Source organism: Rugamonas aquatica, assembly GCF_009380215.1.
Lineage (GTDB): Bacteria > Pseudomonadota > Gammaproteobacteria > Burkholderiales > Burkholderiaceae_D > Rugamonas > Rugamonas aquatica_B.
Map to the genome: position 1 here is coordinate 250,358 of NZ_WHUG01000008.1, position 20,496 is coordinate 270,853.

General features: G+C 64.7%; 19 protein-coding genes. 4 read left to right on the forward strand and 15 right to left on the reverse strand.

Annotated features, from left to right (window positions below; translation table 11 throughout):
• The first annotated feature begins 34 nt into the window (after positions 1-34).
• Both GEV02_RS20320 and GEV02_RS20325 read left to right on the forward strand, forming a co-directional pair.
• Complete coding sequence (locus tag GEV02_RS20320; RefSeq protein WP_152839786.1) at positions 35-646, forward strand: nitroreductase family protein; 612 nt, start codon at positions 35-37, stop codon at positions 644-646.
• 92 nt (positions 647-738) lie between these two features.
• Positions 739-1,167 (forward strand): hypothetical protein, encoded by a 429-nt coding sequence (locus GEV02_RS20325; protein ID WP_152839787.1) that lies wholly within the window; start codon positions 739-741, stop codon positions 1,165-1,167.
• A gap of 8 nt (positions 1,168-1,175) precedes the next feature.
• On the opposite strand, the gene GEV02_RS20330 is transcribed toward GEV02_RS20325, so the two are convergent.
• From GEV02_RS20330 to GEV02_RS20340, 3 genes are all read right to left on the reverse strand, one after another.
• A complete protein-coding gene (locus GEV02_RS20330) occupies positions 1,176-1,535 on the reverse strand; it encodes a type II toxin-antitoxin system PemK/MazF family toxin (protein WP_152839789.1) in 360 nt (119 codons plus the stop codon).
• Complete coding sequence (locus GEV02_RS20335; protein WP_152839790.1) at positions 1,532-1,786, reverse strand: AbrB/MazE/SpoVT family DNA-binding domain-containing protein; 255 nt, start codon at positions 1,784-1,786, stop codon at positions 1,532-1,534. Before GEV02_RS20335 ends, GEV02_RS20330 begins: the two co-directional genes overlap by 4 nt.
• 85 nt (positions 1,787-1,871) lie before the next feature.
• On the reverse strand, positions 1,872-3,101 hold the full coding sequence (locus GEV02_RS20340; RefSeq protein ID WP_152839791.1) for a M24 family metallopeptidase: 1,230 nt from the start codon (positions 3,099-3,101) through the stop codon (positions 1,872-1,874).
• A 155-nt stretch (positions 3,102-3,256) separates the two neighbouring features.
• Between GEV02_RS20340 and GEV02_RS20345 the strand changes: the two genes are divergently transcribed.
• Positions 3,257-4,885 (forward strand): CehA/McbA family metallohydrolase domain-containing protein, encoded by a 1,629-nt coding sequence (locus tag GEV02_RS20345; RefSeq protein WP_152839793.1) that lies wholly within the window; start codon positions 3,257-3,259, stop codon positions 4,883-4,885.
• 10 nt (positions 4,886-4,895) lie between these two features.
• Here the strand turns inward: GEV02_RS20345 and GEV02_RS20350 are convergent, their stop codons facing one another.
• The 12 genes from GEV02_RS20350 to GEV02_RS20405 form a co-directional block, all read right to left on the reverse strand.
• Positions 4,896-7,421 carry a M4 family metallopeptidase gene (locus GEV02_RS20350; RefSeq protein ID WP_152839794.1) on the reverse strand — a complete coding sequence of 842 codons (2,526 nt, stop codon included), beginning with the start codon at positions 7,419-7,421 and terminating at the stop codon, positions 4,896-4,898.
• Between the two features lie 128 nt (positions 7,422-7,549).
• Positions 7,550-8,053: a type II secretion system protein gene (locus GEV02_RS20355; RefSeq protein WP_152839795.1), complete on the reverse strand. Its 504-nt coding sequence runs from the start codon at positions 8,051-8,053 to the stop codon at positions 7,550-7,552.
• Complete coding sequence (locus GEV02_RS20360; RefSeq protein ID WP_070272447.1) at positions 8,028-8,402, reverse strand: type II secretion system protein; 375 nt, start codon at positions 8,400-8,402, stop codon at positions 8,028-8,030. Before GEV02_RS20360 ends, GEV02_RS20355 begins: the two co-directional genes overlap by 26 nt.
• A 4-nt stretch (positions 8,403-8,406) precedes the next feature.
• On the reverse strand, positions 8,407-8,907 hold the full coding sequence (locus GEV02_RS20365; RefSeq protein WP_152839796.1) for a type II secretion system protein: 501 nt from the start codon (positions 8,905-8,907) through the stop codon (positions 8,407-8,409).
• 2 nt (positions 8,908-8,909) lie between these two features.
• Positions 8,910-10,868 (reverse strand): secretin and TonB N-terminal domain-containing protein, encoded by a 1,959-nt coding sequence (locus GEV02_RS20370; protein WP_152839797.1) that lies wholly within the window; start codon positions 10,866-10,868, stop codon positions 8,910-8,912.
• On the reverse strand, positions 10,865-11,422 hold the full coding sequence (locus GEV02_RS20375; protein ID WP_152839798.1) for a hypothetical protein: 558 nt from the start codon (positions 11,420-11,422) through the stop codon (positions 10,865-10,867). The genes GEV02_RS20370 and GEV02_RS20375 overlap by 4 nt, the downstream gene beginning before the upstream one ends.
• Entirely contained in the window at positions 11,419-12,015 is a 597-nt protein-coding gene (locus tag GEV02_RS20380) for a hypothetical protein (protein ID WP_152839799.1), read from the reverse strand. The genes GEV02_RS20375 and GEV02_RS20380 overlap by 4 nt, the downstream gene beginning before the upstream one ends.
• Positions 12,003-12,563, reverse strand: a complete 561-nt coding sequence (locus tag GEV02_RS20385; protein ID WP_152839800.1) for a hypothetical protein — start codon at positions 12,561-12,563, stop codon at positions 12,003-12,005. The genes GEV02_RS20380 and GEV02_RS20385 overlap by 13 nt, the downstream gene beginning before the upstream one ends.
• On the reverse strand, positions 12,560-13,531 hold the full coding sequence (locus GEV02_RS20390; protein ID WP_328595876.1) for a hypothetical protein: 972 nt from the start codon (positions 13,529-13,531) through the stop codon (positions 12,560-12,562). The genes GEV02_RS20385 and GEV02_RS20390 overlap by 4 nt, the downstream gene beginning before the upstream one ends.
• On the reverse strand, positions 13,518-15,212 hold the full coding sequence (locus GEV02_RS20395) for a GspE/PulE family protein (RefSeq protein ID WP_152839801.1): 1,695 nt from the start codon (positions 15,210-15,212) through the stop codon (positions 13,518-13,520). The genes GEV02_RS20390 and GEV02_RS20395 overlap by 14 nt, the downstream gene beginning before the upstream one ends.
• A complete protein-coding gene (locus GEV02_RS20400; protein ID WP_152839802.1) occupies positions 15,209-16,411 on the reverse strand; it encodes a type II secretion system F family protein in 1,203 nt (400 codons plus the stop codon). The genes GEV02_RS20395 and GEV02_RS20400 overlap by 4 nt, the downstream gene beginning before the upstream one ends.
• Before the next feature lie 115 nt (positions 16,412-16,526).
• Positions 16,527-19,067: a M4 family metallopeptidase gene (locus GEV02_RS20405; protein WP_152839803.1), complete on the reverse strand. Its 2,541-nt coding sequence runs from the start codon at positions 19,065-19,067 to the stop codon at positions 16,527-16,529.
• A gap of 771 nt (positions 19,068-19,838) precedes the next feature.
• Between GEV02_RS20405 and GEV02_RS20410 the strand changes: the two genes are divergently transcribed.
• Entirely contained in the window at positions 19,839-20,495 is a 657-nt protein-coding gene (locus GEV02_RS20410; protein WP_008452237.1) for a hypothetical protein, read from the forward strand.
• Position 20,496: the final 1 nt, after the last annotated feature.

Sequence of the window (20,496 nt, forward strand, 5' to 3'; positions counted from 1 at the left end):
TACGCACACCTCAACCAACCATGGAGAGAACCAAATGAACGTCAAACACCTGATCGAATCGCGCATCTCCGCCAATCGCTTCGACGCCGGCCGTGCGCTGAGCGATGCCGACATCTCCGAGCTGGTGCGCATGGCGACGCTGGCGCCGTCGGCCTACAATTTCCAGAACTGGAAATTCATTGCGGTGCGCACGCCGCAGGCGAAGGAGCGCCTGAAGGCGGTCGCCTTCGGCCAGCAGAAGGTGGCCGATGCGCCGGTCACCTTCATCATCGTCGGCACACTGGCCGCGCACGAAGGCCTGCCGCAGGCATTGAAGCCATCGGTCGACGCCGGGATCATGCCGCAGACGGTCGCCGATGTGTGGGTCGGCATGGCGCAAGACACGCACCCCGGCAATCCGCAGTTGCAGCGGGACGAGGCGCTGCGTTCCGGTTCGCTGGCGGCGATGACGATGATGCTGGCCGCCGAGGGCATGGGCCTGGCCAGCAGCGCCATGAGCGGATTCGATGCCGTCGGCGTGAAACGCGAATTCAACCTGGGAGAGGCCGACGTGCCGGTCATGCTGCTGTCGATCGGCTACGCCGCCGCCGGCAACTGGCCGCAGAAAGTGCGCAAGCCGCTGCGGGAAGTGATGGAATTCGTCTGAAGCACAGCTGAGATAACAATGGCGCCGGGGACTGGATTTTCCCGGCGCGTCGGCGCAGAATGCTGGCTACTTCTCACGACAGGGCAGCAGACATGGCGCAGACTTTTCACAAGCAATCGATAGGCTACAACCCGCTGCTCAGCGCGCGCGACTGGACGGTGTGGGGGTGCATATTGGCCGGATGTCTGGCGGCCGGCCTGCTGTTGAACCGATGGATGCCGAACGAGATGGTGCGGCATATACTCATCGGCAGCGTCATTGGGCAACTGCCGTCGTTGCTGACCTGCCTTCCGGTGCGCGGCACCGTGAGCGCGGCGGGCGAGACGGCATTCATGGGCCGCGTGCAGCAGTTCGGCTTCATCCCTGCCGGCGAAACCGGCGAAGGGCGCATCTTCCACCACAAGGGGCCACGCTGGATGCGCTGGGACTCCAACCGCATCGTGATCCGCTCCGCCGGCGACGTCCTGCACGTCACCGCGCCGCTGTACTTCTACCGGCGGCTCAAGCGCGCGCAGAAATAGGGAATCGCTCAATCTCCCGTTTCTGCCTCCAGCGCCGCCTGTAGCCTGGCCATGGCGTCTTCCGTCACTTCCGCAGGCGTGTCCTCGACGAACCTGGCCTTGCGCGCAGCATAGTCGAGAAAGCGCGCCTGGTTGACGATCGCTGCGCCTTGTGTTCTGGTGCCTGTACCCATCAAGCTGGTCGCCCATCCGCGAACCCTGTCGATGTTGGCGCCTTGGGTAATCGGCGCCATCAAAACGCGGCCCTGTTTGTTGGATTCCGAATTGGACAGCACCAGTGCCGGCCGCATACCGTGGATCTCCGTTCCTACCGTCGGGTCCATGGAAATCAAATAGATTTCGCCCTGCCTGGGGCAGCGCCGCTTCATCGCTCGGAACCTGTTGGACGCATGTTTTCCCATGCCTGAAGATCGTCGGGCATGGGCGCTTTGAGATCGCACTGGGCATTGAGTTCCGCAGCCGTCGGGCGCGTGCGTTTTGCCTTGATGAGCAAGCCGTCCGGTGTCGCTTGCAGCGATACGGTCTGACCCACGGAGAAGCCCATGAGGCGCAATATGGCCGGCGGCAGAGCTACTCCAACGGAATTTCCCTGTCGGCGTATGGTCGCTTCTGTCTCCATGATTCCTCCAATCAAAGTAATACCATGTAAGACTAGGCCGCTGAAAAGCAGCCGTCAAACATAGTATTACCTTGCTTGCGAAGGATCAAGCGCGCAAGCCGAACGGATCGTCAATGCTGTGCGCCGGTTCGGTGAACCATTTCGGGCCGTTCTCGGTCATGTAGAAATGGTCCTCGTGGCGCACGCCGAATTCGCCGGGGATGCAGATCATCGGCTCGTTCGAGAAGCACATGCCCACGTCCAGCGGCGTCTTGTCACCGCCGACCAGATACGGCCACTCGTGGATATCCAGACCGATGCCGTGGCCGGTGCGGTGCGGCAGGCCTGGCAGCTTGTAGCCGGGACCGAAACCATCCGCCTCCAGCGAACGGCGCGCGGCCATGTCCACCTGCTCGCACGGCACGCCCAGCTGCGCCGCTGCGAACGCCGCCAGCTGCGCCGCCTTCTCGCTGTTCCACACCGAGCGCTGACGCTCGCTGATTTCGCCGTACACATAGGTGCGCGTGATGTCGGAAATGTAGTTGTGCAGTTTGCAGCCTGTATCGATCAGCACAGTGTCGCCGGCTTGCAACGTTTGCACATAGCTCACACCGTGCGGATAGGCGGTCGCTTCGCCGAACAGCACGATCACGAAGTACGAACCGGACGCGCCGACCTTGCGGTGCGCGCGGTTGATGAACTCTTCCACTTCGACCGTGGTGATCCCTTCGCGCAGCATGCTGGCGGTGGCTACATGCACGGCCAGCGTCATGTCCTTGGCGCGCTGCATCAGCGCGATTTCATTGGCGGACTTGCGGGTGCGGCAGTGCGCCGTGACCTGGCGCGCGTTCTCCAGCGCGTAGCCTTCGGCCAGCGGACGGATGCCGTCGTAGATGAAGAAGGCCGCGCTTTCGCAAATGCCGATGCGCGGCGCTACGCCGCCCGCTGCGGCAGGCGCGATGCCCATGCGCTTGAGCGTATCGACGAACAGCTGGTACGGGCTCTCGTGCTCATGCCAGGTATTGACGCTGCCCTCGACCACCATGAAGTCCTTCAGCGTGCTCTCTTCGAAAGCAGGAGCGATGTACTCGACCGCGCCGCTGGCCGGCAGGATGGCGCCGACCATGCGTTCGCTGGCGTGCCACTTGGTGCCGGTGAAGTAGGTCATGTTGGAACCGGCGTTGACGTAGATGGCGGCGATGCCCTGATCGCGCATGTAAGCCTGCGCGCGCGCCAGGCGCTGGAGATGCTCGTCCTTGCCGATAGGGACCGCGCCTGCGGTCATGTTGGACAAGGAGGCCAGTGCCTCTTCTATGGTTTTTCCGCCAATAGTCATTTTTATATCCCTGAATTGATTTGCGTGGCCGCACGGATCTGGTGTCTGCGCTAGCCGACGATCATAACAGTTTTGCCCGCGCGGCCAAGTCACAAACAGGTAATACGCCGATGCTAGTGTGCCGAATTCTGCATCCACTTCAGGACTTGTCTATCATGTCGTTTGCCCCTATTTTTCGCCCCCGCCAATTGCTGATTCCAACCGCCATTGCCATCGCGCTGACCGCTGTCGCCTGCGGCGGCGACCAGCCCGCAGCCGTCGTCGTGCCACCTGTGCCAAGCGGCCGCTGGATCGCCGGCGACCTGCACACCCACACCACCCAGTCGCCGGACACGGACATCACCCAGACGCTGGACAAGGTGCTGACCAAGGCCTTCACCACCTATGGCCTGGACTGGATGGCCGTCAGCAACCACCTGCGGTTGTCGTCGCGTGACGAGAAGGGGGCGGCGCTTCCTGCGGCGATCCCGCTGTCGACCGGCGTGGAGCGCTACGAGATCCCGCGCGTGCAGGCCTTGCAGGCGGCAGGCAGCTACGCCGACAAACTGATCTTCTCCGGCTTCGAATGGGATATGCCGACCCACGACCATATCGGCATCGGCCTGTTCGAGGGCGGCGACAAGCTGGCCTCCAGCACCAGGGGCATGAAGGAGTTCGAGTACCTGTTCACCACCCGCGACCCGGCGCTGTTCGATGCCGCCGATGTCGCCGCATGGAAGTCCAAATACGGAACCTCCCGCTACAACGCCACCGCCGATGACGCGCTGAAGGCGATCAGCTGGCTGAAGGACAATTACCCGGACACCAGCTACGCCGTGGTCAACCACCCGTCGCGAAACAAGGGCAGCTACACCGTGGACGACTTCCGTCGCTTCAACGACATCGCACCGAATATCGTGTTCGCCATCGAAGGCATGGTCGGTAATCAGATGGAGCCGGATCGCGGCGGTTACACGGCCGCCTACACGCCGGAGAACGCGCCGCTGCGTGCATACGGCGGCGTCGATTACGTCGTCGCCAAGGTGGGCGGCGTGTGGGATGCGCTGCTCGGCGAAGGGCGCCGCATCTGGAACCTGACCGATTCGGACACGCACTTCAAAATCGTCGGCAACAGCAGCAGCGGCTACTTCCCCGGCGAGTATGCGAAGAACTATGTCTTCAACGGCGCACAGGGCAAGCCGGCCGCGAAGGATCTGCTGCAAGGTCTGCGCTCCGGCAAAATGTTCTCGGTCTACGGGGATCTGATCAACGCGCTGGACTTCAACCTGGCCAGCAAGGATGACCGCAAGGAGATGGGCGGGGAGCTGAAGGTCGTCAGCGGCGACAAGGTGACGATCACGATCCGCTTCAAGTCGCCGGCCAGGAACAACTACGAGAAGCCGGTGGACAGCGGCACCGCCGCCAACGTCAAGCCGGTGGTCGACCACGTCGACCTGATCGTCGGCGACGTGGGCGCCAAGGCCGCGCCGGGCAGCGCCGCCTACAGCATCGCCACCAACGCCAGCACGCGCGTGGTGAAGCGCTTCACCAGCGCGGACTGGAAGGTCGATGCGGACGGCTACTTCAGCATCAGCTACGAAACCACCGCCAGCAAGAACCAGTACTACCGCCTGCGCGGCACCAACCTCGGCACCGATGTCGCCGGCCTGACCCAGGACGGCGAACCGCTGGCCGACCAGCGCACCGGCACCGCCGATAACACGGCGCGCTTCAACGACATCAACGACCGCAACTACCGCAGCCTGTGGTTCTATTCGAACCCGGTGTTCGTCAGCCTGCGCTGACCTCCACCGCCTACTGCGCAATCAGGCTGACGTTGTCGAGAACGAAGGAGGTCTGCTTGCTGCGGTCCTCCCGCATGATGAACGACAGCGTCACCGTCCGTCCCTTGTAGGCGGACAGGTCGAAGGTGCGGATCTGGTAGCCGTCGGCGGCATCCAGGTTGGTGTACGTCGCCAGTGTGCGCAGCACCGAGCCGGTGCTGCTTCTCACCGTCACCGTCAGTTTGTCGTAGGGGAAGGGCTTGACCTCATCGGTGTCGATATGCAGCGCGTAGGTCAGCGTTGCCGACGCCGCGCTCGCGGGGATCGTCACGGACTGGGTCAGGGTCTCGACCGCGATGCGGCCATTGCCACCTAGCCAGGCGTAGCGCGTGCCTTCGTACGGGGACTGGCCTTCGAAGTCGCCGATCACGCCGGTGGTGCCGCGCCAGCCGGTGGTGCCGTTCTCGAAGCCGCCGTTGGTGACAAGATCGGTGCCGCCGCCGCTCCTGACGGTGAGCATGGCCTTGGCCGACGTGGCGCTCTTGACCGGCGACGATGCGTCGCTGACGACGGCGTTGAACGTTGCGCCGTTGTCGGAGGCCTGCGCCGTCAGCGAGTAGGCAGGCGCGTTGGCGCCGGCGATTTCCGATCCATCGCGGAACCACTTGTAGCTGTAAGGCTGCGTGCCGCCGCTGGCGCCCACGCTGAACGATGCGGTGGCGCCTGGCGCGACGGTGACGTTGGCCGGCTGCGTGGTGATCGTGACGTCGCTGCCGCCGGTGGTGGATTCATCGACGTCCGCGCCGACGTTGATCGCCGCATAAGCACGCGTGACGGCGATGACTTCTTTCGAGCCGGCGCCATACAGCTCCTGCGCCGACGCCAGCACCTTGGAGCGCGCATCAGCGTAGTTGGTCGATGAGGTGAACTTGGTGGTCAGCGATTTGAACCAGATGCGGTAAGCCTTGTCGCTGCCTATGCCCGTCATCGCGGCGGGGCTCTTCACCAGGTATTTGCTGTAGTAGTCGGAGCCAGGGTCGCTGCTGGAACCCTGCGAAAGGAAGTAGAACATGCGGTTATTGGGTCCGCTGGAATAGTGCACGTCCAGGTACTTGATGGAGCTGCTCCAGGCGTCGGGGCTGCGGCCATCCTTGCTCGGCTTGTACAGCCAGCGCAGCGGCTGGCCGGACTTGCTGATCTCCTTGCCCATCATCCAATCGTTGCCGCTGGCCGGGATCGTGGTACCGGTGCCGCCGTTGCGCGCGTAGGCTTCCACCATCTCGCCGCCGATGTCGGAGTTCGATTCATTCAAACCGCCGGATTCGCCGGAGTAGACCAGGTCCGCCGTCGATGCGGTGACGCCATGCGACATCTCATGGCCGATTACGTCGATGGAGCCGAGGCTGTAGAAGCTGTCGCCGTCGCCGATGTACATGCACTTGCAGCTGTCGTCGTAGAAGGCGTTGTCGTACTGGGTGTCGACGTGGGCGGCGATGTAGGTGGCGGTGTTGTTCCCGTCCAGCGAATGCCAGCCCAGCGCGTTCTTGTTGGTGTCGTAGGTGTTCATCAGGCCCCACAGCGCGTTGACCGCGGCGGTCTGGCCGTTGGCGTTGGTGGTGCTGCCGCCGTTGATGTATTGCTGGCCGTCGCCCCAGGTGTTGGTGCTGTTGGTGTAGATGTTGCCCGGGTCGGGATTGTTGGCCGAGCTGTGGTTGGCGTTGGTGATCGCCATGCCGCCGTACTTGCCGCCCGTGCCGCGCGTATCGTCCAGCATCTGGTAGCCGCCGCCGGACTGCGACGTATTGATCGGCACCACGCCGTTGTACTGGCTGTTGCCGGTGCCGACCACCGTTTTCAGTGCCTGCCACTGCGCGATGATGTTGCCGTCCTTGGCGTTGACGACGGTGTCGTAGTAGAGCGGCTTGCCGTCCAGTGCCAGGCGCAGCTTGACGTAGTAGGCCAGCTCGTAGCGCTCCACCACTTCCTGCAGGTCCAGCGCATTGAGTTCCGACTCCGGCTTGCCGGCCGCCGACGGCACCCGCTCCGTTTTCACGATGGGGTAGAGCAGCAGTTCCGCAGTGGGTTCCCAACGATGCGTGCCGCGCGGCGCGATGGAATTGACCGCGACGGTGATGGCGTCGTTGGCGCTCAGCGTCGGCACCAGGTCGGAGACGGCGGAGGGCGCGAGGCCGGTCCCCAGTTTATTGCGCCGGTCGGATGCCGAGACGCTGACGATGCTGCCGGCGGCGTTGGTGACAATCACCGACTCCGAACCGAACACGCGCAAGCCCTTGTAGGTATGCTGGGCGCGGACGATCTTCTGTCCCACCACGCCCGGATGCAGGCTGCTGAGGCGGAAGCTCAGATCCGGCGCCAGGCCGTGCGCGGCGTCCATCGCCGTCAGCGTGGCCACCAGTCCGGAGCTTTGCTGCGGCGAGAGCGTGTTGACCGGTGGGGCCATCAGTTTGTCTGCCGCGAGCGTCGCGGTGGCGGCCATCATTGACGTCGCTGCGGCGACGGCGGTGGTGACGGTTAGCAGGCGTGTACGCAGGATCATTTCGTCCTCCCAATTTCGATCATTCCAGCTGGCATCGAATGATGTCGCCGATTCCGCGTGGCGGATGAATCACGCTAGAGCGGGGAGGGGTGGGAGGTTCTGTCTTATATCAACAAGTTGGCAACAAGTCAGCGTTTCGCTTCGGCGGTCAGCTGCACCGCGAACAGGTCGTACGGGTAGGTGAACACCCAGTCGGCGTAACGGGTCTTCTTTGCCAGGCCGGCGTCGTCGTCGTCGAAGTTATCCTGCTTGACGGGGCGCTGCGTGGAGGCCGAGCGGATGCCGACGATGCGGCCCTGCTGCTGCACCAGCACCCAATCCGGCTTGCCGGTGACGGGGTCGTTGTACAGGCGGCGCAGGTGGCGTTTGGCGGCGGGGAAGCGCGGGTCTTTCAGCAGCTCGTCCAGCGTCAGCGGATACTGGCCGGCGCCATTGGCCTTGGTGTAGCTCTCCAGCGCGTGACGGAACTCGTGGCCGATGAACAGCAGCTCGCGCTCCTTGTCGCGCCGCATGGCGGTCGTGTACAGGCCTGCGGCGATGGTCAGGCCCACGCCCATGAAGGCCACCAGCATCAGTGTCCACAGGTAGGCGAAGCCGCGCTGGCGCCTAGAGCTGTTCGAACGGGATGCCATCGCGGGTCTTTCCTTTGGCGCCGCTGCGGATGTCGGCCACGCCAGGTTTCTCGGCGTCGGCGGAAGGCAGCAACTGCCAGGTGGTTGCCGATTCCGTCACCGGGTCCAGCGGCACTTTGCGGAAGTAGCGCTGCGCGACCAGGTCCGCCAGCGCCGCCGGGTACTCGCCCTTGTCGGCGTAGTACTTGTCGATGCCGCTGCGGAGCACTTGCAGGTTCTCCCTCAGCGCGACTTCCTTCGATTTGTCGACCGAGCTGAAATAGCGCGGCAGCGCGATGGTGAGCAGCAGCGAGATTATCGCCAGCACCACCAGCAGTTCGACCAGCGTGAATCCCTTGTTGTGCTTCATGGCGTCACCATTGTTTGAGGGGGATGCCATTCAATCCCAGCTTGGCGGAGCGGGAGCTGACATCGAATACGTCCTCGCCTTCGGATGGATTGTCCGGCGGCGATGCATATGAGCGCACAGCCCAGCCACCGCTGGCGGCGCTGCTGGCGAAGCCGTTGCCATTGCCTTCGTCCGGTGCAAACGGATCGCGTGGGATGCGGCGCAGGAAGTACATATTCTGCTTGCGCGGACTGCGCTGGTCCTGCACACCGGTGACCAGGTCTTCCAGTTTTTTTGGATAGCCGGAATCGCCCATGGACAGCTTGATGCGGCCATTGTCGGCGGCGCGCTTGTAGGCGTCGATGGCTTCGCGGATTTCGATCAGCGCGGTGCGTAGCTGGTGCTCCTTCTCGCGTTGCAGCGCCACCTGCGCCATCGGCGCCGCCACCATCGCCAGCGTGGCGAGAATGGACAGCGTAATCATCAACTCGATGAAGGTGAAACCGCGTGGAGCCTTGCGCAGCATGGTTACTGGCCTTTCTTCGGCGGCGTGTAAGGCTTGGGATTGACCGGTTCAGGCTTGGTGGGGGGCGTGAGAGGCGCATCGCCGCCGCCGGTCATGCCCGAACCGCCGCTCATCGCCGATGTCGCGGGAGCCAGCGCCGGCGCGGTGTCGCGCGGGGTGGGCGCCATGTCCGCAGCCGTATCGGGAACCGCCGCCAGCGTCGTGCCGATCTGGCTGCGGCCGCCGATGTCGGTCTCGGTGCCGGAGTTGAACTCGGCCGCCGACAGCTCCGGCCTGCGGATGGAACGCAGCACGCGCGGCGTGATCGACAGCACGATCTCGCTGCGGGTCGAATCGTCCTTCTGGCTGCCGAACAGGCGGCTCAGCACCGGCAGCTCGCCCACGCCGGGTATCTTGTTGGCGGTGGTGCGGTCCTCGTCGTTGATGAGTCCCGCCAGCACCTGGGTCTCGCCATCCTTCAGGCGCAGCACGGTCGCCGCGCTACGGGTGCCGATCTGGTAGGCCTGGGTGCCGGATTTGCTGACGATCTCCTTGACCACGCTGCTGACTTCCAGATTGATCTTGATCGCCACTTCGTCATCCAGGTAGACGTTGGGTTCCACGTCCAGCTTCAGGCCCACGTCCACGTAGTTCACGCTGTCCGAGCTGACGCCGTTGTTGGTGGTGACGGTGATGACCGGCACGCGGTCGCCGATCAGCACCTTGGCCTTGTCCTTGTTGCGCACGCGGATGCGCGGATTGGCGAGGATATTGCTGTCGGTGTCGTTCTTGTTGGCGTTGATGGTGACTTTGCCGAAACCCAGACCGATATTGGCGCCGTTGATCTTGCGCAGGTCGCCCACGTTCAGCGCGCCGTACGCGCCGTTGCCCAGCAGGGTAAGGCCGACGCTGTCCGGCCAGCTGACGCCCAGCTCCTGGATGCGCGAGCGCTTCACTTCCAGCACTTCCACTTCCAGCATCACTTCGGGGTCGGCCACGTCCTGCACGGCGATGATGCGTTCGGCCATACGTATCATCTCCGGTGTGTCGCGCATGATGATGGTGCCGATGCGTTCATCGGTGACGATGTCGCGCGCCTTCAGCAGTGTCTTGAGCGAGAAGGCCACCGTCTTCACGTCGGAGTTCGCGAGGAAGAAGCTGCGCACCAGCAGCTGTTGGTAGTCCTTCTGCTTCTGCGGGTTGTTCGGGTAGATGGTGATGGAGCGGTCGCCGGTGATGCTTTGCTCCAGCTGGTTGGCGCTCAACAGCATGCCGATGGCTTCTTCGATGCTGGTGTCGCGCACCGAGATGGTGGCGCGCAGGTTGGGATCGACGTCGCGGTCGAACACGAAGTTCAGGCCCGATACCTTGCTGATGAAATCGAACACGGCGCGCATGGGCGCGTCGCGGAACTCCAGCGTTACCGGCTTGCGGTAGGCTGCCGTGAGCCTTCCTGCAGCGGGGCGCAGGCGGGTCTGGGCGTCGTTGATCTGGGTTTTGAGCCGCAGCAGTTCGCGCTGATTCGGGCGCTCCACCAGCAATGGACGCAGCATCTCCTGCGCCTGCGCCAGGTTCGCTTCGCCGCCGCGCTGGAGCAATGCGTCAGCCTCGCCCATGACCTTCTGGTGGCGTTGGTCCTGCGCCAGCGCTGCAAGGCCCTGGCGCGCCACCTGGTTGGCTGGATCGATGGTCAGCGCCTGCTCGTACTGGGCGCCGGCTTCGGCGGCCATGCCTTTGAGGCGCAGCGCGTCGGCGCGGTTGTTCATGGCGTTGACCAGTTTGAGTTTGCGGTTCAGCAGTACGATGCGGTACTCGGCGTTGTGCGGATCCTCGCGCGATGCCTGTTCCAGCTTGGACAGGCCCAGGTCGACCTGGCCTGCGTCCAGCAGGGCGTTGCCTTCCTTGAAGGTCTGGCTGCCGGCGCAGGCGGTCAGCAGCAGCGTGACGGCCAGGATGTGCAGGCGGTGTACGGTGGATTTCAATTGGTGTCCCCTACGACTAAGGTTTGTTTCTGATTGAGCGGCAGGTAGACGAAGTTCATCGTATTGCCGCTGACGCTGTCGAGCAGGTAGCTGTCGTTGACCTTTTCGCCGGGACGGGCGACGACGTTCTGGCCGTCGATTTGCAGGAAGTAGGCGGTCTTGCCTTCGTCCGTGAAGCGGCCCAGGAACTGGAAGGGCAGGGCTGGCGGGCCGGATGGGGCGCTGGCCTGTTGCGCCACCTGCGGCGCCTGTTCCTGCATGACTTTCTTCGGCGCTTCCGGCGCCCAGCTTTGTTTGGCGAAGACATTGCCCATCTCGTCGTCGGCCACGCGGGGATGGATTTGCAGGTCGATGCCATCCGCGTTGGCTGGTGGCGCGACCATGGCGATGGGAGCGGCAGGGGCGGCGACCTGTGGTGCGGGCGTTGCGGGCACCGGATCGGCTTCGCGCGTGGTGGCGGCTGCCGGGCCGACTACGCCGCCGTCCTGGTCGGGCGCGAACCACGCTGCGATCAGCGTGGCGGCGGCAGCGGCGCCGATGACGATTTTTCTCATCGACGCGTCTCCTGCCGCACCAGCAGCACGAACTGGATGCGGGCCTCGATGTCGCCGGACTCGATCTGATCGCGCTTGAAGGCGACCGAGTCGAGCGTCAGCGTCGGCAGCGCTTGCAGCGCGCCGATGATGAAGCCTTGTACGCTCGCGTAGTCGGATTTGACGGGCAGCGTGATGCGGTAGCGCAGGAAGCCGGCCTTGCTGTCCATCTCGGGCTTGTATTCAGCCTTGTTAAGCGCGATACCGTTTTGCTGTGCCACTCGGACAAGTTCCTTGAGTTGGTCGGGAATCAGGTCGTGCGCGGGCAGATAGGAGTAGAAGGCCGCTACGCCATTGGCGGCGGTCGGTGCCACCGGATGCGGCATGGCCGCTGCGCGTGCGGCGGCGTTGAGCTGTTGCGTCAGCGCTGCCTGGCGCTGGTCGAGCTGCGTTGCGTGCCATTGCGCCAGCACGGCCAGCAGCGCGCAGGCGATGCCTGCCACCGCGCCGGGACCGGTCTGCCGCAGCAGGCGGCGCGTTTGCCACGCGAGCCTGGGGACGAGGTTGGGCGCGAGCTTCAGCTTGGGCAGCGCGCCGGATTTCATTGCCGCCATTGGGCCTCCAGCTGAAAGTGATAGGGCCGGTCACCAGCGCCTGCCGCCATCTCGTGCTTGACCAGGTACACGGAGCGGAACATCGGCTGCTGGTTGAGGAAGGCCAGGTAGTTGATCATGTCTTGCGCGGTCTCCGCTTCGGCTGCGATTTTCAGCGCGCCGGAGGGCGTGGTGGTTTCGGCGCTGTCCTGTGGTGGTTGGCCGTTGAGGTCCAGGGCCAGCAGGGCGACGCGTACGTCGGCCGGTGCGACGATGGCTTTTATCAGTCGCGTTACCGGAAGGTTGAGCTGGCGGACTGCTTCGGCTACTGCCTTCACTTGCAAGTCCTGCTCGTGCTGTTGTGCGGGCGCCAGTGCGGGGCGTGTCAGCCGCGCAGGTTGGTCGGCGGCCGATTGGGCGTCCAACCGTGCTTCCAACCTGCGTACGGTTTGCAGTTGCGAGATCCAGTTGCCTGCGGCCGGCAGCAGCATCAGCACGCCGATGGCCAGCAGGGCAAGACGCCAGCCGGTGGGCTGCGCGGCGCGCGGCAGGAAGTTCAGGCGCGTCATGCTGCCACCTCCGGCGCTGCTGCGGGCGCAGGCTGTTGGGCTACCGGTCCGGTGACGATGGCGGGCTCGCCGAACGGATTGGTTGTCAGCACGAAGCGCGATGGCAGCGCCTCCGGCACCAGATGCAGCGCGGCGGACGGCGCCAAGGCAGGCGGTAGCGCGCTCAGGTCCGTTACTGCGACGGTCGCGACGCCCGCCAGCTCCGGTGCGCGCAAGGTCCAGCGCTGCCAGGCTTGCGGCAGTTCGAGCCGCCATGCGTCGCTGGCGGGCTGTGACTGGATCGCGACGATGCGCTGGTCGCGCAACGCCGCCATGGTGATGCGGCCGGGTTCGACCAGCGCCAGCGCGCCGGAGGGCGTATCCGCGCCCTTGCCGTCCTTGCGTGCCCGCCGCCACCCTTGCTGCCGCTGAGCCTCCATCGTGCGCAGCGCTGTGCCCAGCAGCGGCTCGATCACGCGGCACGCATGGCCGCATTCGGCCGCCACGTCCTTCAGGGCTTGCAGCAGCGTGCTGTCGACGCCGCAGACGAGGCGCGTATGGCCGTAGGGCGCGTCGTCGCCGACCACGCTCCAACCGCGCGTGTTGTCGCCGTACAGGGCCGCCAGCTGCGTTTGCAGGAAGCGGCCGGCCGATGCTTCGGATAGCAGCGCGTCGCTCCACGGTGCCAGCACCAGCTGGCTCCAGCGACCCGACAGGCTGATTTCCAGTGGCAGCCTGGCGGCAGCGATGGCCGGCTGCTGCAACAGCGTGCGCAGCGCATCGAGGCTGGCCTGCCAGTGGCCGCCCGCGCCTGCGCCGGCAACGGCGATCTGCTGCGCGCTGCCTTCGACCAGCCGCTTGCCGTGACGGACCACGCACAAGAGCTGCTGCGGCGACAGCAGCACGCGCAGGCGGCGCTGAGTCAGCGGCGCCTGCGCGGCCAGTGATGCCAGTTTGGCCAGCGGGGCAAAGCGTTCAGTAAGTGACACGATTGAGCTCCAGTAAAGTCGTTTCTCCCTGCCGCACCAGATCCAGCCCGGCGCTGCGCGCCAGCCGGAAGCCCATGGTCGCGGCTTCCTCTTTCATGCGGCTCACCGGCGCACGGGTGCAGATCATTTCGCGCATCGCGTCGTTCAGCATCAGCACCTCGGCCACGGCCTTGCGGCCCTTGTAGCCGGTGCCCCGGCAATGGCCGCAGCCGCTGCCTGCCTTGAAGCGCCAGTCGCGCACGGCGTCGGCGGTCAGACTGCTGTCGGCCAGGTCTTGCGGGTCAGGCGCCACGTCCACCGCGCAATGCTCGCAGTTGAGGCGCAGCAGGCGCTGGGCCACGATGCCGTTCAGCGCCGCCGCAAAGCTGTACGGGTCCACGCCCATGTGCAGGAAGCGGCCCACCACGTCGAACACGTTGTTGGCGTGGACGGTGGTGAACACCAGGTGCCCCGTCAGCGAAGCCTGCACCGCGATCTGCGCGGTTTCGTCGTCGCGGATTTCGCCGATCATGATCTTGTCCGGATCGTGGCGCAGGATGGAGCGCAGCCCGCGCGCGAAGGTCAGGCCCTTCTTTTCGTTGACGGGAATTTGCAGCACGCGTGGCAGCCGGTATTCGACCGGGTCTTCGATGGTGACGATCTTGTCGCGGCCCGTGTTGATCTCGGTGATGGCGGCGTACAGCGTGGTGGTCTTGCCGGAGCCGGTAGGCCCGGTGACGAGCAGCATGCCGTGCGGCTTGGCGGCCAGCCGGCGTATCTGCACGATGGCGTCGTCGTTCAGGCCCAGGCTTTCCAGGCGCAGCGCGGCGGCGGCCTCGGTCAGCGCGCGCCGGTCCAGCAGCCGCAGCACCGCATCCTCGCCGAAGATGTTGGGCATGATCGAGACGCGGAAGTCGATCTCGCTACCCTTGACTCGCACCTTGAAGCGGCCGTCCTGCGGCACGCGGCGCTCGGCGATGTCCAGTTCCGCCAGCACCTTGATGCGCGAGATGATCTGCTCCGCCATCTGCAGGCCCTGCACCGTGCCGGCTTGTACCAGCACGCCGTCCACGCGGTACTTGATGACCAGGCTGGCGGCGTCGCATTCGAGGTGGATGTCGCTGGCCTGGAACTTCAGCGCGTCGTAGATGGTCGAGTTGACCAGCTTGACCACCGGGCTGCTGTCTTCGCTGATGCGTATCAGCGAGATGTCCTCGATGGTCTGGTCCAGGTCCGCCAGCTCGCCGTGGCTGCCGTCCTCCATCATGTCCTGCATGGCTTGCTGCACGCTCTCCTGCTGCACCAGGTAGGCGGTCAGGTCGTCGGGATGCGCCAGCGCCACCGTGTAGGCGCAGCCGATCGCGTAGCCGGCCCATTGCAGCGTATCCTCGGCGAAGGGATTGCCGATGACCAGCACCGCAGTACCGGCGTCGGCGCCGTCGGCGTCGCGCAGCAGCACGCAGTCGCGCTGCGCGCAGTCGGTGTAGGACAGCAGGTCGAAGGCCGGCAGCGCCGCCTGCAGTTTGCTCATCGGCCAGGCCGGATAGCAGAACAGGGCGGCCAGCTGGCGCGTCAGCTCTTCCGGCGTCAGGCCGCTGGCTTCCTGCAGCACCGCCATCGTCGGGCGGCCCTGCGCCAGCGCGGCGCTGCGCGCGCCGTGCAGCATCTCGGGGCTGAGCACAGCCGGTTCGCGTGCGTTCATGACAGGCTCCCCGCCAATTCGAAGATCGGCATGTACATCAATACGACAACGCCGCCGATCACTACGCCGATCAGCGTCATCAACACAGGTTCGAGCAGGCGCGAGGCCCAGTCCACCCAGCGGGCGAATTCTTCGTCGTGGAATTTGGCTGAGCGCTCAAGCATGTCGCCCAGGCGGCCGGTGTTCTCGCCGACCTTGAGCAGCGATTGCGCCACCGGCGTGGCCAGCGCGTTCTGTTCCAGCGCGGTGGAAAACGGCAGGCCCTGTTCGACCGCGCGGCGCGTCTGCACCAGTTGCACCTGCTGCTCGGGCAGCAGCATGGCGTTGGTCATCGCCAGCGCCTTCGACAGCGGTATGCCCGCATGCAGCAGCAGCGACAGCGCGCGGTAGAAACGCGCCAGGCGGAATTCGGCAGCCTTGGCCGACAGCACCGGCAGGCGCAGGATGGCCAGCACCAGGCGCTTGCGCATGGCGGCGTTACCGAGGCCGAGCACCACGCCCAGCACCACCGCGCCCAGCGCGCCGGCGCACAGCCACGGATGCGCGGCCAGCGTCTGGCCGAAGGACAGCAGCAGCTGCGAGGCCCAAGGGATTTCGCGCCCCGAGCTTTCGTACACCACGCTGAACTTGGGCACCACATAGCCCATCAGGAACAGCGTGACCAGCGTGCCCACCACCAGCAGCATGGTCGGATAAATGGCGGCCGAGACCAGCTTCTTGCGGATGGCGTCGAACTGCAACTGGTAGCCGACGAAGCGCGCCAGCGCCTCCGGCAGATTGCCCGAGCGCTCGGCCGCGTGCACGGTGGCGACATACAGATCGGGGAAGACGGCGGGGAAGTCGGCCAGCGTGTCGGAGAAGCTTTTCCCCTGTTGCAGCGAGCGCTGGATGGCGGCCAGCGTGGCGCGCGCGCCGCTGCGGGTTTCCTTGTTCAGCAAGGTGGCGGTGGCCTCGCTCAGGTTCAGGCCTGCTTCGAGCAGGGCCAGTAGCTCCTGGCTGAATTGCAGCAGCGGGAAGGGCTGCTTGCTCAGGCGCGTGGGCGCGCTCGCCCCCGCACCGGTGGATTCGGTACTGCCGATGGCCAGCACGCGCCAGCCGTTGCGCGCCGCCTGGCGGATCGCTTCGGCCTCGCTGGCGGCGTCTATCGCTATGGTTTGCGGGCCGGACGGCCCACCCTGCACTTGGAGATGGAACTGCATTGCATGCGTACTGCCTTAAACATTCGATCAGCCAAAAAAAACGAGGCGGCAGACGGGCTGCCGCCCCCGTAAAAAAACAGCCCCGTCGGGTCAGGCGGGGCTGCGTTACTTCAGCTTACTGGGTGATCAGGCTGACCTTGTCCACCACGAACGAGGTTTGCAGCGACGAGTCTTCCGTCATTGCGAACGACAGCGTCACGGTCTGGCCTTTGTACGCGCTCAGGTTGAAGGTGCGCACCTGATAGCCGCTGGCGGCGTTCACGTTGCTGTACGTGGCCAGGGTGCTCAGCACCGAACCGGCGCTGTTCTTCACCGTGACCACCAGCTTGTCGTAAGCGGTAGGATCGGTTTCAGCGGTGTCGATGTGCAGCGCGAAGGTCAGCGTGGCCGAGGTGGCGGTCGAAGGGATCGTCACAGCCTGGGTGATGGTTTCGCTGGCGGTGGTGCCGTTCCCGCCCAGCCAGGCGAACTTGCTGCCTTCGTAGGCGGTCTGGCCGCTGTAGTTGCCGATCACGCCGGTGGTGCCGCTCCAGCCGGTGGCGCCCGATTCGAAGCCGCCGTTGGTGACGCGCTCGGTGCCGCCGCCGCCGGAGCCGACGGTCAGCGTGGCGTTGCCCGAAGTGGCGGTTTTGACCGGCGACGACGAGTCGCTGACCACGGCGTTGAACACCGCGCCGTTGTCGGCGGTTTGCGCCGTCAGCGAGTAGGTGGCCGAGGTGGCGCCGGAGATGGCGGCGCCGTTACGGTACCACTTGTAGCTGTAAGGTGCGGTGCCGCCGGTGGCGCCCACGCTGAACGACGCGGTCGCGCCGGCCGCCACGGTGACGTTGGCCGGCTGGGTCGTGATCGACACGCCGCCCGGTGCCGGTGCTTCGTCGACGTCGGCGCCGACGTTGATGGCCGCATAAGCGCGCGTCACGGCGATGACTTCTTTCGAACCGGCGCCATACAGCTCCGTCGCCGAGGCCAGTACCTTGGTGCGGGCATCGGCGTAGTTGGTCGATGAGGTGAACTTGGTGGTCAGCGCCTTGAACCAGATGCGGAACGCCTTGTCGTTGCCGATACCGGTCATGGCGGCAGGGCTCTTGACCAGGTATTTCGAGTAGTAGTCGCTCGACGAGCTGGCGTTCGAACCTTGCGACAGGAAGTAGAACATGCGGTTGTTAGGGCCGCTGGAGTAGTGCACGTCGAGGTTCTTGATCGTGCTGCTCCATGCGTCCGGGCTGCCGCCGTCCTTGCTCGGCTTGTACATCCAGCGCAGCGGCTGGCCGGACTTGCTGATCTCCTTGCCCATCATCCAGTCGTTGCCCGATGCCGGGATCACGTTGCCGGTGCCGCCGTTGCGGGCGTAGGCTTCCACCATCTCGCCGCCGATGTCCGAGTTCGATTCGTTCAAGCCGCCCGATTCGCCGGAGTAGGTCAGGTTGGAGGTGGCGTCGGTGACGCCGTGCGACATCTCGTGGCCGATCACGTCGATCGAACCGAGGCTGTAGAAGCTGGAGCCGTCGCCGATGTACATGCACTTGCAGCCAGGTTCGAAGAAGGCGTTGTCGTACTGGGTGTCGACGTGGGCAGCGATGTAGGTGGCGGTGTTGTTACCGTCCAGCGACTGCCAGCCCAGCACGTTTTTCAGCGCGTCGTAGGTGTTCATCAAGCCCCACAGCGCGTTGACCGCGGCGGTCTGGCCGTTGGCGTTGGTGGTGCTGCCGCCGTTGATGTACTGCTGGCCGTCGCCCCAGGTGTTGGTGGTGTTGGTGTAGATGCTGCCGGCGTTCGGGTTGTTGGCCGAGCTGTGGTTGGCGTTGGTGATCGCCATGCCGCCGTAGGTGCCGCCGGTGCCGCGCGTGGAGTCCAGCATTTTGTAGGTGCTGCCCGACTGCGAGGTCTGGATAGGCACGGCGCCGTTGTACTGGCTGTTGCCGGTGCCGACCACGGTTTGCAGCGCCTTCCACTGGGCGATCACGGCGCCGGTCTTGGCGTTGACCATGGTGTCGAAGTAGACCAGCTTGCCCTTGTCGGCCATGCGGGTCTGCACGTAGTAGGCCAGCTCATAGTGGTCGACCACTTCTTCCAGGTCCGTGGCGTTGAGCGCCGATTCGGACTTGTTCAGGGCCGAGGCCACGCGCACCGATTTCATCACCGGATAGATCAGCAGTTCGGCTTTCGGCTCCCAGCGGTGGGTGCCGGTCGGCGCGACGGCCTTGACCACTTGCGCGATGGCGTCGGTGGTGCTCAGCGTCGGGGTCCAGTCGGCTTGTGCGATGGTGCTCGTGCGGCCGCCAGCCGATGCGGCAGGCGCGTCCAGCTTGGCGCGGCGGTCCGCCACCGATTCGCTGACGATGTCGCCGGCGTCGTTGGTGACGACCACCGATTCCGAACCGAACACGCGCAAGCCTTTGTACGTGTGGTTGGCGCGGGTGATCTTCTCGCCGATCACGCCGGGATGCTGGCTGGCGATGCGGAAGCTGTGGTCTGCGCTCAGGCCGCGCTGGTTGTCCAGTGCGGCGAGTTTGGCCACCAGCCCGGCGCTCTCTTGTGGAGAGGCCTGGGCCACCGGTGCGGACATCAGCTGTGCCGCCGCTTGGGCTGCGTTGGACGCCATCATCGGCAGTGCGGCGACGATGGAAGCAGCAAGTAGGGTCTTACGTAAAGTCATCTCTTCTCCATGGGGTCTGTGTGTTTTCGCGTGGTGCAGCCTTGGCCGGGATAGTGGCCAACCCGGCGTTCCCAGCGCCGTGCCGGCGATGACCGGACAGCGTTTTTTTTGAGGCAAAACGGCGAGTAGGGGCGACACTATTCCTGTCGAGATCACGAAGTCAAAAAACTTGGAAAATTAGTCACGGAATAAAAAAATGTCCGAATTTAGACAATTCCACGAGGCACCGAACGATGCGCAAGGGGAGCAAAAATCGCGCTGCATACCAGATGCGCGCGGCTACAACGCGCACGATAGACGGGGTTTGTCTTATATCAACAACGAAGTAGATGCTGAGCTCTATTTTCGGTGGCTTCACAACACAATGCCCAAAAATTCAGCAAATCGTGGTTGCAGAGTTCTAATATTGCGAATTAAACTAGTTGACGCCAGCGCAAATAACATTCGTGACTGGCATATAAAAAGCGCAGGGCACGACCCTTGGTAATAAGCGCAACGGGAACCACAGGAAGAAGAAAATGACCGCACACCCAACGCACAACGTCAGTTCCGCCCGCGCACTGCGCGCCGCTCACACCACGGCGCCGCCCCCGCTTTAGCCTAGTCTCCATTTAACACCGCTTGCCGCATCCAGTCAGCCGCCGCACCCCACCCGGGACGGCGGCCGGGGATCGCGTCGCCGCGCCGCCGCCGACCACGGCGTGCTGCACGGCCCAGCGCCTGCTATCTGTTTTGTTTTTGTCCGCCGGCGCGCGGACAGGGGGAGCTTGTATGCTGTCGATTGCTACCAAAGTAGAACGCATCGTCATGGAGTCGTCCTTTCTCACGGAAGGGTTGCGGCGCAATTTGATCAACCTGTCGGAACTGGCGCGCCAGCTGCAGCCGCAGCTTGAAAGCGATATGTGGAAACCGGTCGGCCAGGCGGCGGTGGTGATGGCGCTGCGCCGCGTGGCCGAGCGCCTGCCGGAGGTGAGCCGCCACGAAATGGCGCTGGCGCAGAAGACCGGCGAACTGACCACGCGCACCGAGCTGACCGAGTACACCTACCGCTATTCGGACAGCATCAACGAATGCCACCGCCAGCTGCTGTCCAAGGCGGAGCCGATGCGCGGCGCCTTCGTCACCGTCACGCGCGGCGTCAATGAGGTGATGGTGATTTGCAGCCGGGTGCTGACGGGGATGGTGGAGGAGGTGTTCGCCAACGAGCGGCTATTGGCGCGGCAGGACAACCTGAACGCGGTGACGCTGCATCTGAATCCGGACACCAGCCGCACGCCCGGCATCTATCATGCAATCCTCAAGCAGCTGGCGTGGGACAAGATCAACCTGGTCAACATGATCTGCACCTACACCGAGCTGACCATCCTGCTGGAGCAGAACCAGACCGGCGCCGCTTTCACGGTGCTGTCGAAGATCGTGACGCAGTAAG

What these genes read in the sequence shown, in the direction of transcription:
- GEV02_RS20320 (WP_152839786.1), top strand. Translation starts at nt 35, where the DNA reads ATGAACGTCAAACACCTGATCGAATCGCGCATCTCCGCCAATCGCTTC.
- GEV02_RS20325 (WP_152839787.1), top strand. Translation starts at nt 739, where the DNA reads ATGGCGCAGACTTTTCACAAGCAATCGATAGGCTACAACCCGCTGCTC.
- GEV02_RS20330 (WP_152839789.1), bottom strand. Translation starts at nt 1,535, where the DNA reads ATGAAGCGGCGCTGCCCCAGGCAGGGCGAAATCTATTTGATTTCCATG.
- GEV02_RS20335 (WP_152839790.1), bottom strand. Translation starts at nt 1,786, where the DNA reads ATGGAGACAGAAGCGACCATACGCCGACAGGGAAATTCCGTTGGAGTA.
- GEV02_RS20340 (WP_152839791.1), bottom strand. Translation starts at nt 3,101, where the DNA reads ATGACTATTGGCGGAAAAACCATAGAAGAGGCACTGGCCTCCTTGTCC.
- GEV02_RS20345 (WP_152839793.1), top strand. Translation starts at nt 3,257, where the DNA reads ATGTCGTTTGCCCCTATTTTTCGCCCCCGCCAATTGCTGATTCCAACC.
- GEV02_RS20350 (WP_152839794.1), bottom strand. Translation starts at nt 7,421, where the DNA reads ATGATCCTGCGTACACGCCTGCTAACCGTCACCACCGCCGTCGCCGCA.
- GEV02_RS20355 (WP_152839795.1), bottom strand. Translation starts at nt 8,053, where the DNA reads ATGGCATCCCGTTCGAACAGCTCTAGGCGCCAGCGCGGCTTCGCCTAC.
- GEV02_RS20360 (WP_070272447.1), bottom strand. Translation starts at nt 8,402, where the DNA reads ATGAAGCACAACAAGGGATTCACGCTGGTCGAACTGCTGGTGGTGCTG.
- GEV02_RS20365 (WP_152839796.1), bottom strand. Translation starts at nt 8,907, where the DNA reads ATGCTGCGCAAGGCTCCACGCGGTTTCACCTTCATCGAGTTGATGATT.
- GEV02_RS20375 (WP_152839798.1), bottom strand. Translation starts at nt 11,422, where the DNA reads ATGAGAAAAATCGTCATCGGCGCCGCTGCCGCCGCCACGCTGATCGCA.
- GEV02_RS20380 (WP_152839799.1), bottom strand. Translation starts at nt 12,015, where the DNA reads ATGGCGGCAATGAAATCCGGCGCGCTGCCCAAGCTGAAGCTCGCGCCC.
- GEV02_RS20385 (WP_152839800.1), bottom strand. Translation starts at nt 12,563, where the DNA reads ATGACGCGCCTGAACTTCCTGCCGCGCGCCGCGCAGCCCACCGGCTGG.
- GEV02_RS20395 (WP_152839801.1), bottom strand. Translation starts at nt 15,212, where the DNA reads ATGAACGCACGCGAACCGGCTGTGCTCAGCCCCGAGATGCTGCACGGC.
- GEV02_RS20400 (WP_152839802.1), bottom strand. Translation starts at nt 16,411, where the DNA reads ATGCAGTTCCATCTCCAAGTGCAGGGTGGGCCGTCCGGCCCGCAAACC.
- GEV02_RS20405 (WP_152839803.1), bottom strand. Translation starts at nt 19,067, where the DNA reads ATGACTTTACGTAAGACCCTACTTGCTGCTTCCATCGTCGCCGCACTG.
- GEV02_RS20410 (WP_008452237.1), top strand. Translation starts at nt 19,839, where the DNA reads ATGCTGTCGATTGCTACCAAAGTAGAACGCATCGTCATGGAGTCGTCC.